An 11,656-nucleotide genomic window follows, 5' to 3' on the forward strand; every position below is an offset into this window, starting at 1 on the left:
CAAAGACTTTCGCGTTTATTGAATCCCTCTTGTCAGCGTTCCCTGTTGGTTGGATGCCGATAAGGGGCGCTTTGGGGGATGGTGCAGAAGATAGCCTTTGGGGACGGCACTGTCATGGAATATGGCCGTTTTGGCTCTATCATAGCATGTGGTGGTTTCATCTCCACAGTATGTTGAAAAATAAAGCCTTTTTCTCCTATTTTCCCCTTGGCGGAATTTATGGCCAGGTTGTGTTGTCAATTGTATAATATATTGAAATAGTTTAACTATTTCAATTTGCAAAGAAGATTATTTTCAATAATTTCAAATAACCACATGTAAAATGACGACACGGCCTAGAGCGTTTTTACGTTGAAAATACTTTTCCGACTGCGGGAAGCAGGCGGTCGCTGTGAAGGTATAAGCACAATGTATTTGCGCTGTTCAATGCCAGAGTGAGCGTGGCTTAAACTTGAACATTCTAAATTTTTAGGCCCTGCTTATAGTATATAGTATATGGTTGTTTCATCTCCACAGTGCGGTGGAAAATACAGCCTTTTTTCCAGTTTTCCCCTTGGCGGAATCCACAGCTAAAGCATTTTTCCGGTTATTCCTTTGGAACTTTCAAGGAAAGAGCATCAACCATTTTCTATGACGCAGCCAAAGTTTTATAGAGGATATGATTGTCGTAAGTTTATAATATGCTGAAAATAAAAATATTTCTTCTTTTTATTGGTGGGCTTCATGGCTGGGACATTTTGTCTATTGCCTGATGGGGAGCCAAGAAATAAAACGCCAATCATTTGCCGTAGACGATCCATTCGTTGGCCTAGGCTACATCAGAGAAAGGGTTGATGCTTTCCTTCTTGAACTTTCAAAGGAATAACCAATAAAAGGCTTCAACTACGGAACCCGTCTACGGAAAAATTGGAGAAAAGGTATATTTTTATCATGCTGTGTGGGCAAAACAGCCGCATTTTATGATAGAGACTTACCCCGTCTTTTATTCACACTATACAGTGAAGGCTATGTCATAGAAAGGGTTGGAGTTTTTCTTCCTAAACTTCCAAAGGGACAGCTAATAAAATGCTTCAACTATGGAGTCAGACGACGAAAAACAGGAGAAAAGGTTATATTTTCATCATGCTGTGGAGGCGAAACAGCCGTATTTTATGGCAGAGGCTTATCCTGTCTCCTCTCCATATCATACAGTGAAAAAACAGCGTTCCAGAGAGTTTTCTGTTGGCGGACTCTATGACTGAAACACTTCACTGATTCTTTATGGGTCTGTCCTAACTATTTTTCCTTAGCTAGGACAGCCCCTTCTTTATTTGTGGCTGCAAGAAACCAAACCTCAATCGTTTGACCTGACAACGCCTTCCGAATACGTTTCACTTATGCCAGTTTTTCCTTTTTTATTGCAGAAACAACATAATAAATGCAATTCATGCATTCGGGAAAGCTGAGGGCAGGGATTCGATAAGGTCGAAAGTCTTGGGAGGGGAAAGGGGAGGTTTGGAGGGGGAAGGGGAACCTTTCTCCAGAAAGGTTCCCCTTCCCCCTCCAATCTTTAACAAAGAACCCGTGCCGAGGAGGAGCGATCGGCGCGGGCTCTTTGTGAGGGGTATGGAAGGAAGCGCCTTCGGAGGGGATAAAGGCGCTCCGGGGAGGGGGCTTATTCGGCGTCGACGAAACCGCGGCTCGGAATTTCGGGGGAGTCGCTGCCCGCGATCTTGGAGAGATAGGTATTTCCGAGCGTTTCGATGTGGTTGGCCATATTACAAAAATAGTTGTCGTGAACCTGTTCCTCATCCAAGATGCGCTCGAACAGGCGGGCACTCACGCTGTCGCCGTTGGCGCGACAGGTTTCCAGCAGCTTGTTGTAGGTCTCAATGGTGTCGTCTTCCACCTTTACGTTGAAGGGGAATACGTCCATGACCTTCTGCCCTTTCGTGATCTTGGAGGACAGTTCGCTGTTCGGCTCGCCGCCCAATTCCTTGATGCGTTCGGCGAACTGTTCGGCATGGCGCATTTCGTCGATGGCGATCAGTTTGATCTTATTGGCGAATTCGCCATAGTCTAGGTCATCCAGATTGTAGTGCTGGTTCATGTACTGATGTACGGCATACAGCTCCATGCTCCGGGCCTTGTTCAGCACTTCAATAACCTTGGCCACGCGTTCTTTTTTGGCGGCTTCCTGTGTCATTCCTTGTATCCTCACTGAAAGGTGTTGTGCTCCCGAACTGCTTCCAGTGTGCGGCAGGTATGGATTGTCTTCAATGATTATAATGGATTAGCATTGAAAAGTCTCATGCGTCCCCGTAACCGGGCGGAACAGCGCAAAAAGCCCGTCGGTTGTTCCGACGGGCTTTGCGCGTCGCCACGGAAACGCCGTCGAGATCCAGCGCGGTACGGGTTGTTCCGACGGGCTTTGGGCTTCGCGTTGCGGGAAGGTCAGCGCGGATTGTTCGCGTCGTAGTCTTTGAGCGCCATGCTGACGATTTTGGAAAGCCCGATGAGGGCGATGAGGTTGGGAAGCACCATAAGGCCGTTGAACATATCGGCCAGCTCCCACACGAGATCCACCTGCAGCACGGAACCAAGCACGATGAAGCCCATGACGATGAGGCGGTACGGCGTCGTGCCCTTGGTGCCGAACAGGTACTTGATGTTCTGCTCGCCGAAGAAATACCAGCCGATGATGGTTGAGAAGGCGAAGAAGAACAGGCAGATCGCTACGAAGGTGATGCCAAAGGAGCCGAGGCCGCTTTCAAAGGCCTTCTGGGTCAGGGCGATGCCGGTGGTGGAGCCGTCGATGGAGTTGGTTACGAAAATGACGAAGGCGGTCATGTTCAGCACGATGAAGGTATCCACGAAAACGCCGATGATGGCGACAAAGCCCTGCTGGGCGGGATACTTCACTTTGGCAACGGCATGGGCGTGAGGGGTGGAGCCCATGCCCGCCTCGTTGGAGAACAGGCCGCGCGCCACGCCGTAGCGCATGGCTTCCTTGACGCCCGCGCCGATGATGCCGCCCGTGGCGGCGGCGGGATCGAACGCGCCCACAAAGATCATCTTGAAGGCCGGTATGATGTTGGAGGCGTTGGCGAACAGGACGATGAGCCCGCCGATCAGGTAGAGGGCCGCCATGATGGGCACGATTTTTTCGGTAAAGGCGGCGATGCGCCCCATGCCGCCGAAGAACACGAATGCGGCCAGCGCGGAGATGAGCACGCCGATGAGCAGCGGAGGCAGGGAAAAGGCGGTCTGGAAGGCGTCGGCGATGGAGTTGGACTGAACCATGTTGCCGATGAACCCGAGCGCGATGATGATGGAGATGGAGAAAAAGGCCGCCAGCTTTTTACTGCCGAGCCCCTTTGAGATGTAGTAGGCGGGGCCGCCGGTGACATGGCCTTGATCGTCCGTGGTCTTGTAGGTCTGGGCGAGCACGGCTTCGGCGAAGATGGTGGCCATGCCGAAGAAGGCCGCGATCCACATCCAGAAGATGGCCCCGGGGCCGCCCATGGCGATGGCGGTCGCGGCGCCCGCGAGGTTGCCCGTGCCCACCTGCGCGGCGATGGCGGTGGCGAGGGACTGGAAAGAGCTCATGCCGTGCTTTCCGGCCCGTTCGCCGTGCAGGGTCAGCCCGCCGAACGTCGACTTTACGGCAAGGCCGAAACGGCGGATCTGGATGAAATCCAGTTTCAGGGTAAAGTAAATGCCCACGCCGCACAACAGCGGGATCAGGCAGTACATTCCCCACAGAAACCCATTGATTTCGGACACGATTTTAGTCAACTGATCCATCACGGGGCACATTCTCCTGCGAATCGAAGGTTACGGCGTCGTAACCGCCCCGCCCTCCTCCGGCGAGTGCGGCTTCCCGGACGGAAAAGACGCTTTTGCTATTCTAAAGCGTCTAAGCCATTGTTGCGTATAAGTAAACAGACGATTTTTTTAGAACGGGGAGAAAAAACTGTGCAAAACGAAAGGGAATTTTTTAATATGTTGATATATTTTATAAAAAGAAAGACGGTCGCTGGATGAAGGCCATGCGGGGGGAGTGCCGTCATCCTTAAACCGCCGGCAGATGGCCAGCCTCTGTTTCCCTTTGTACGGGTTCATTTCGGAAAGTCCCTGTCATAGTATGCGGTTGTTTTATATCTAACATATGCTTAACTATAGCTTTTTCTCCAGTTTTCGCTGATGGGCCCCATGATTGGGGGCACTTTATTGGCTATTCCTTGGGAATTTCAAGAAGGTTGTACCATAGAAAATGGTTGATGCTTTTTTCCTCGAAGTTCCGAAGGAATAAACGAGGCTCTGTCATAGCATATGGTTGTTTTATTTCAGCAGTATGTTGAAAATACAGGCTTTTTCTCCACTTTTTCCGCTGGCGGACGCCGTGATGGGGCACTTTATTGGTTATTCCTTTGGAATTTCAAGAAATAGAACATCAACCGTTTCCTATGGCACAGCCTTCGGAAAAGTTCGGAGCGGGAACGGAAAGGGGGCCGCTTGCGCGGACAGTACGCCTCTGCCCGTAGAGATGAGACATTCGCCTTTTTGATGATCTTCCAAAAAGTTTATTTTGAATTTCATAGAGTTGAAATGCGGTTTTCATTGCGGAAGTGAATGTTTCGTAGAGATTATCATCTTGACGTCCGTTGCTCCCGAATTCATTATGCCGTCATGCTTGTATCCGTACTTTATTCATGGTGCCGCAAGGCTGTCCGGGGCATTTTCCGGAGTGGGGCGATCCGCGCGTATGCGGTGGGATTCGCCTTGTGTCTGCTGTTGTCCGGCTGCCTTTTCGGTTCGGGGAACAAGCAGGATACGGCGATGTTGCAGCCTATGGCCGATGAAGCCCCCAACCCTGCCAAAAAGACGATACGCTACAGCGTGAAGCTCCAGTCCAAGCCGCAGAACGGCGATCTCGTCTCGGAACTCCGGGAAAACAGCCAGCTCGTCTGGCTCCATGACGATCTCCCCGACAGCCGCGTGGGGCTTGAGCGCCGGGCCCTCGAAGATGTGGAAACGGCCCGCAAGATTCTGCATTCGCAGGGGTACTATGACGGCACGGTGCGCTACCGGATCGATTGGGAGGCGCAGCCCCCGGAAGCCTCCATTACGCTGAGGCCCGGCGAGCGGTATGTGATGGGGCCGACAAAGCTGCGCTACGAGCGCACCGGGCCGGAGGGCGAACCTGTGGACAAGGATTTGCCCCAGTCCGTCCGCGGCGTCGATTTTATGGAAAACGCCCCTGACACGCTGGAGGCGTTCGGGCTCGCGGAGGGAAGCCCCGCCGAGGCGCAGGCCGTGCTCAACGCCGTCGCCTCCGTGGTGACGGCCATGCGCAAGGCGGGCTATCCGCTCGCGGAGCAGGGCAAGGCCCGGTACATCATCGATCGTTCCACACATACCCTTGAGGCGGACGTGCTCATCAAGACCGGGCCGCTCCTGCGCATGGGGCCGGTGGTGATCAAGGAAGAGAACGTCAGGACTGCCGACAACCCCGACGCCCCCGGAGCCCCGGCGGTCAACGAGGATTACCTCAATAAGCTGAGCCCGTGGATTGAGGGGCAGTACTGGAATGACGACCTGTTGAAGGAATACAGGACGACGCTGCAGGAAACCGGTCTGTTCAGCGCCATTGATATGAAACCCGCCCGGCTTTCCCCCGAACAGGCGAAGGCGGCCGGGTGGACGGAACGGGCGCTTGCCGAGGCCGGTTTTTCAGAGCTGCCTCTGGGGGGCTCTTCCGATACGCCTCCCGCAGCTTCCCCCGCAAACCCTCCGGCGGGGGGGAGCGGGAAGAAGGCGGCGGGATCCGGCATGCCGATCTGGATGACGAGCGACGGGACTACCCCGGTAAGCCTTACCGTGCGCGATGCGCCGCCGCGTACCGTGAGCGGCGGCTTGCAGTATTCGACGGATACGGGGTTCGGCGTGCGCGGGGCGTGGGAGAACCGCAACCTGTTCGGCGGCGGGGAACAGCTCCGCGTGACCGCGCCGATTTCGGAAGACTCGCAGTCGCTGAACGCCTCGTTCCGCAAACCGGCCTTCGGCATCCGGGATCAGGCGCTGGTGGGCGAGGCGTGGGCCATCAACGAAACGACCGACGCCTACGACCAGAGCGCCTTGTCTTTCGCGGCGGGGCTTGAACGGCGTTTCCGCAAGGAGTGGCGCAACTGGTGGGCCAGTGCGCGCGTTTCGGTGGAGGCGGGCAGCCTCAAGGACAACTACCGGGGAAGGCGGACGTACAGCCTGCTCGGTTTTCCCCTGTCTGTACGCCGCGATACGACCAACAGCCTCTTGAACCCGACCACCGGGACGCGCGTGACCCTTGAGGTGACGCCGTACACGGGCACGTTCAACGGCCCCCTGACCACCGTGCGCACCCGCTTGGACGCCAGCGGCTACTGGTCTCCGGGGTGGGAGCGGCTTGTGCTCGCCGGACGCGCCGCCACGGGCAGCCTTACGGGTGAAAATGTCCGAGATATTCCGGCGTCGCTGCGTTTTTACAGCGGTGGCGGCGGTTCGGTGCGCGGCTACAAGTACCAGTCCCTCGGCCCGCATGACAGGAGCGGCGATCCGCTCGGCGGGCTCTCCTTCACGGACGTGAGCCTTGAGGCCCGGTTCAGGATCACCGAGTCGTTCGGCATCGTGCCGTTCGTAGACGGCGGCATGGTCTATGAATCCACTATGCCCGACTGGGGCCGCGATCTTTCGTGGGGCGTGGGGCTTGGGTTCCGGTATTATACGCTGATCGGCCCCATCCGGCTCGATATTGCCACGCCGTTGCAGGATCGCGACAACAACAAGGCGTTCCAGATTTACCTCAGCATAGGGCAGGCGTTCTGATGGCCGTACCTCCTTCCCTTCGGCGCGCCGGGCGCATCTTTGGCTGGAGCCTGATCGGGCTTGTCCTTGTCCTGTTCCTTGCCCTTGCCGGGGGCATGGCGTTTCTGCGCACCCAGCCCGGCGAGCGCTGGATCACGGATACGGCTGTTTCCGCCCTGAAAAGTGCGGGGATTGAAGCCCGGATCGGCTCGCTGGAAGGCCCGCTGCCGTTTTCCCTGCATCTGCGGGATGTGCGGCTTGCCGACGGGCAGGGCGTTTGGCTGGACGTGCCCGAAGCCACGCTGCGCATCGGTGCCGCTGCATTGCTGCGCGGGCATCTGCTGGTGGAGGAATTGAGCATCCTCGACGCCGGGATGCCGCGCGTGCCTGAGTTCCCGCCCTCCGATCCCCCGCCTCCGCCGTCCGATCCTCTGGAGCTGTTGCGGCCCTCCTTTTTGGAGCCGTTGGCCTCTGACATCGCCGGGTATTTGAAGCTGGCGACGGTCGAAAAACTGCGCATCGAGCGGTTCCGCCTTGGGCAGGCCGTGGCGGGCATCCCCATCGAGGCGACGCTGGAAGGCTCCGGCCCGCTGACGGATTTTCGGAGTGAACTGGAGTCCACGCTGTACCGCCCGCAAACGGGGGAGGCTGAGGGGGCGGCTGATCCGCTGCTGGCCCTTTCCGGCGCCCTGAACCTCGGCAATGAGGGAAACTGGCTGTCGGACGGCGTAAAGCGCCCGCAGCCCGAAGAGCGGCCCGATGCGGCGGTGGGGCTGGATCTGCGGCTTGCCGTCCCCCACGCTTCCGGAAACGGCGGGGAAAGGGGGCAGGTGGCGCAGGATGCCCCGGAACAGGGCTCGCTGCGGCTGCTGCTGACGCTGGCGGGCGCGCGGTTTTCCGTGCCTGAGCTGACGGCGGAGGTGCCGGGCGGGTCGGTTGCCGGGCATGGGCTCTTTTTCGATGATGCGAAGGTCGGCGGCGATCTGTCCGTTTGGTTGAGCGAGCCCGATGCGCTGACGCGGTTTGTCGCCGCGTTGACGGGGGAGGCGCAGGCCGGGCTGCCGCTGGCTTCGGCGAATCTTGAGGCCGCGCTGTCAGGGACGCTGGATGCGCCCGGACTGGCGCTGAAAGCCTCGGTGCCGGGGATCGTCTTGGATGCGGCGCAGCCGGATGCCCGTCTGGACGTGGCCTCTTCGTGGACGTTTGCCGTGCGGTCCCTGCTTTCCGAACCTTCCGCAACGGCTGATGCGGTCGTGAACCTCGGCGGCCCGTTTGTCCGCAAGGCCATGCCCGCCAATGCGTCCGCACAAGACGGCAACGGGAGTGGGCGCTCCGGCGAAGTGCCGATTACGCTGCACGCCGAAGCCTCCGAAACGGCGGAAAGCCTCACGGTAAAGGCATTGCGCATAGAGTCGGAATGGCTCGCGCTGACTGGCGACGCTTCGCTGGAAACGGCGACGGGCAAACTTGCGGCGGCGCTCCGGCTGGACATGCCTTCGCTGCGCAGGCTGGTGCAGTTCCCGCCCGTGGCGGCGCTGCTGGCGGATTCGCCGTTCCGCGATCTGGCGGGCACGGCGGGCGTGAAAGCCGACGTGCGCCGCGACGATGCGTCATCGCCGTTTGCCGGGACTTTGAGCCTCAAGCTCGCGGATATGCGCTGGGGGCTTGCCCAGCTTCAGGATACGGTGGGCGAGACGGCTTCGCTCGGCGCATCGTTCAGCGCACAGCCGGAATCCGGCTCCACTTCCGTCAGCGATCTGACGCTCAAGGCCGGACAGCTCAGCGGCAAGGGGAATGCCTCCACCGACGGCAAGAAACTTGATGCGGCCTTGTCCCTCGCGCTGGCCTCCCTGAAGGGGATAGATCCCTCCCTGTCCGGCCCGCTTGAACTCAAGCTGCACGCTTCCGGGCCGCTGCTTTCGCCCGGCGGCGAACTGACGCTTGCCAGCCCGCATCTGGGCGTGGAGACGGCTACGCTGGAGGGCCTGCGCGTGCGCCTCAATACGCCGTCCGTCGGGGCCGCGGGCGGCAAGGGGACGCTCGACGTGGCCGCCACGCTGCGGGATGCGTCCGTCAAGACGCTGCAGGCGGGCGCGCCGCTGCGTTTTTCCACGGAATGGCAGTTCGCGCCCGACCGTTTCAGCCTGCACAAAACCAGGCTCGACGCCCCCGGCATGGCGCTTTCCGGCACGCTGGACGCCCTGCCCGCCAAACGGCGGCTGGACGGCGGGTTCCGGCTGGCGGTCACGGATTGGGCGGCGCTGTCTTCGCTCACCGGCGTGCCGCTGCAAGGTTCCACAGCCGTCGCCAATGTTTCCTTTTCGCAGGCCAAAACGCAGCAGCTTGCCGCGGATTGGTCGCTCGGCGCGCTCAGTGCGGGTTCGTTTTTTTCCGTGCGCTCCTTCAAGGGCAGCCTCCGGCTGGACGACCTGTTCGGCAAACAGGGGATCGGCCTGTCCGCCTCCCTTGGGAACGGCTCCGCGTCAGATTTCCGCTGGCGCAACGGCAAGATCGACGTGTCGGGAACCCTGAAAAGGCTTCAGGCTTCCGCGGCCCTCCAAGGCAAGACCTCCGCCGACATCAGGCTGGCGCTCGACCTTGCCGGGCAAAAGGCGCAGGTGGAGCGCCTCACGTTCACGGACAGGCGGAAGCGGACGCTTGCGGGCGTGCGTTTGAACCGGCCCGTCAATATTGCTTTCGGCAACGGGCTGTCCGTGGACAACCTCGATCTGTCCGTGCTGCCGCAGGGCACGCTGACGGCCTTGGGGAGCCTTGACGGGCGCAGGCTCGCCCTTGAGGCGCGGCTGCGCGACGTAGCCATCAACATGGCCCGGCTGTTTACGGATGTGCCCGTGCCCGACGGCCTGCTCAACGCCGCCATCGCCCTGTCCGGCACGCCGTCGCAGCCGAGGGGCACGCTGGACGTGTCCTTGAAGGACATCGCGTTCCCGGAGAGCGACATGCCCCCCGCCGCCGTCGATATCCACGGTACGCTCCAGTCTTCCGCCCTTGTCCTCAATGTGAAGACGGACGGCATGGGCACCTCTCCGGCCACAGGGACGCTTTCCCTGCCCTTGCGTTTTTCCGCGTCCGGCCTGCCGTCCCCGGCCCTGGACAGGCCGTGTTCCGGCAACGTGAACTGGGAAGGTTCGCTGGCCTCGCTGTGGCGGTTCGTGCCGCTCGCCAACTCCAGCCTCACTGGGCAAGGCTCCTTCAGCGCGGCGCTCTCCGGCACGCTGGCTGCGCCCAAGCTTTCCGCATCGCTCAGGGTTGAAAAGGCCGCTTTCGAGGAAATCCTCCTCGGCCTTGCCCTGTCCGACATCAGCCTTGATGCGTCCCTCCAGTCGGAAGGGGTGTCCCGCTTGTCCCTTTCCGCCATGGACGGGCAGGGCGGCGCGGTCAGCCTCAACGGAACCATCGGCCCGCTGGCGTCCGGCCTGCCCCTTTCGCTGCATGGGACGATCAAGGAGCTTGCCCCATTGCACCGCAACGATCTTTCCGTCACCCTTTCGGGCACGGCGGATGTTGTCGGGCCGGCGGCGTCTCCCGATGTGCGCGCCGCCATTACGGTCAACAAGGGGCAGTTCCAGATCGTCAGCTCGTTCGGCACCAGCATCCCGACGCTGAGCGTCGTGGAGGCCGGACAGGAGGAAAATGCAGCGCCTTCCTCCGGGGCCGGGCCGAAGCTTGACGTCAGCGTCATCATCCCGAACCGTTTCTTTGTGCGCGGCAAGGGGCTTGAAAGCGAATGGAAGGGCAACCTTCAGGTTTCCGGCCCCGCGACGAATCCCGCGGTCACGGGCTCCATCAATTCCATCCGGGGGCAGTTCAGTCTGCTCGGCAAGCAGTTTACCCTGAGCCGGGGCGACGTCGAGTTCAGTGGGGCCACACCGCCCGATCCGCTGCTCAACGTACTCGTCACCTACGCGGCGGCGAACATCACCGCCGAGGCCACCGTAAGCGGCCCGGCCTCGTCTCCGACGCTGACCTTGTCCAGCCAGCCGCCTCTGCCGCAGGATGAAGTGGTGGCGCAGGTTTTGTTCGGACAGAGCGCATCCAGCCTTGGGCGTATGGAGGCGATCCAGCTCGCCGCCGAACTCGCTTCGCTGTCGGGGTTCGGTTCAGGCGGCATGGGCGTCCTCGGCGAGGTGCGCGAAACGCTCGGTTTCGACGTGCTCCGGTTCGGGAGTATGCAGAGCGGGCCGAAGCAGCAGACGAACCGCAATGTCGGCCTGTTGCAGCCTCCGGGACAGAACAATGGCGCCGCGCAGGAGGATTCCATCCCGTCCCTTGAGGTGGGCAAGTATGTCATGGACAACGTCTATGTCGGCCTGGAGCAGGGCATGAACGGGGACGCCAGCGGCGTCCGCGTTGAAATCGAGCTTACCCCCAGCCTCAACCTCGAAGGCGTCTCCACCCCCCAAGGCTCCGAAGTGGGATTGAATTGGAAGAAGGATTATTGAGGAAGGGAAGACTGTGTCATAGACAATGGTTGATGCTTTATTTCCTTGAAATTCCAAAGAAATAACCAAGAAAATCCCCCAACCACAAAGCCCACCAGCGGAAAGATTGGAGAAAAGCCTATATTTTCAATATATTGTTGAAACAAAACAACCATGTACTATGACAGAGCCAAGGGAAAAAGAAGGGCGCTTCCTCTTTGGTTGCGCCACAGAAAACGGCTGCCGCTTTATATCTTGAAATTTTAAAGATATGACTAGGTTATGCCGTTATTTTTTATATGCAACTATATGAAATTGTTAAAATAATTTTTTTCGACCTGAAAATGATTAAATAGTTTCAATAGATTATATATAATTGACGACATAGCCTG

Annotated in this window: 5 protein-coding genes; 3 read left to right on the forward strand and 2 right to left on the reverse strand. The window is 58.9% G+C overall.

Annotated elements, in window-relative coordinates; genetic code table 11:
* Nucleotides 1-248: hypothetical protein (locus ACZM8Y_RS00005; protein WP_489501469.1), on the forward strand; the 248-nt coding region annotated here is incomplete at its 5' end.
* Nucleotides 249-1,654: 1,406 nt separating this feature from the next.
* Here the strand turns inward: ACZM8Y_RS00005 and ACZM8Y_RS00010 are convergent.
* A complete protein-coding gene (locus tag ACZM8Y_RS00010) occupies nucleotides 1,655-2,185 on the reverse strand; it encodes a ferritin-like domain-containing protein (protein ID WP_479859457.1) in 531 nt (176 codons plus the stop codon).
* 248 nt (nucleotides 2,186-2,433) lie between these two features.
* Complete coding sequence (locus ACZM8Y_RS00015) at nucleotides 2,434-3,786, reverse strand: alanine/glycine:cation symporter family protein (protein WP_308771134.1); 1,353 nt, start codon at nucleotides 3,784-3,786, stop codon at nucleotides 2,434-2,436.
* Nucleotides 3,787-4,671: 885 nt separating this feature from the next.
* Here ACZM8Y_RS00015 and ACZM8Y_RS00020 point away from each other — a divergent pair.
* Nucleotides 4,672-6,843: an autotransporter assembly complex protein TamA gene (locus ACZM8Y_RS00020; RefSeq protein ID WP_482332842.1), complete on the forward strand. Its 2,172-nt coding sequence runs from the start codon at nucleotides 4,672-4,674 to the stop codon at nucleotides 6,841-6,843.
* On the forward strand, nucleotides 6,843-11,285 hold the full coding sequence (locus ACZM8Y_RS00025; protein WP_482332844.1) for a translocation/assembly module TamB domain-containing protein: 4,443 nt from the start codon (nucleotides 6,843-6,845) through the stop codon (nucleotides 11,283-11,285). The genes ACZM8Y_RS00020 and ACZM8Y_RS00025 overlap by 1 nt, the downstream gene beginning before the upstream one ends.
* The last annotated feature ends 371 nt before the right edge of the window (nucleotides 11,286-11,656 follow it).

It is taken from the genome of Bilophila sp. (assembly GCF_057864385.1).

What these genes read in the sequence shown, in the direction of transcription:
- ACZM8Y_RS00010 (WP_479859457.1), bottom strand. Translation starts at nt 2,185, where the DNA reads ATGACACAGGAAGCCGCCAAAAAAGAACGCGTGGCCAAGGTTATTGAA.
- ACZM8Y_RS00015 (WP_308771134.1), bottom strand. Translation starts at nt 3,786, where the DNA reads ATGGATCAGTTGACTAAAATCGTGTCCGAAATCAATGGGTTTCTGTGG.
- ACZM8Y_RS00020 (WP_482332842.1), top strand. Translation starts at nt 4,672, where the DNA reads ATGCTTGTATCCGTACTTTATTCATGGTGCCGCAAGGCTGTCCGGGGC.
- ACZM8Y_RS00025 (WP_482332844.1), top strand. Translation starts at nt 6,843, where the DNA reads ATGGCCGTACCTCCTTCCCTTCGGCGCGCCGGGCGCATCTTTGGCTGG.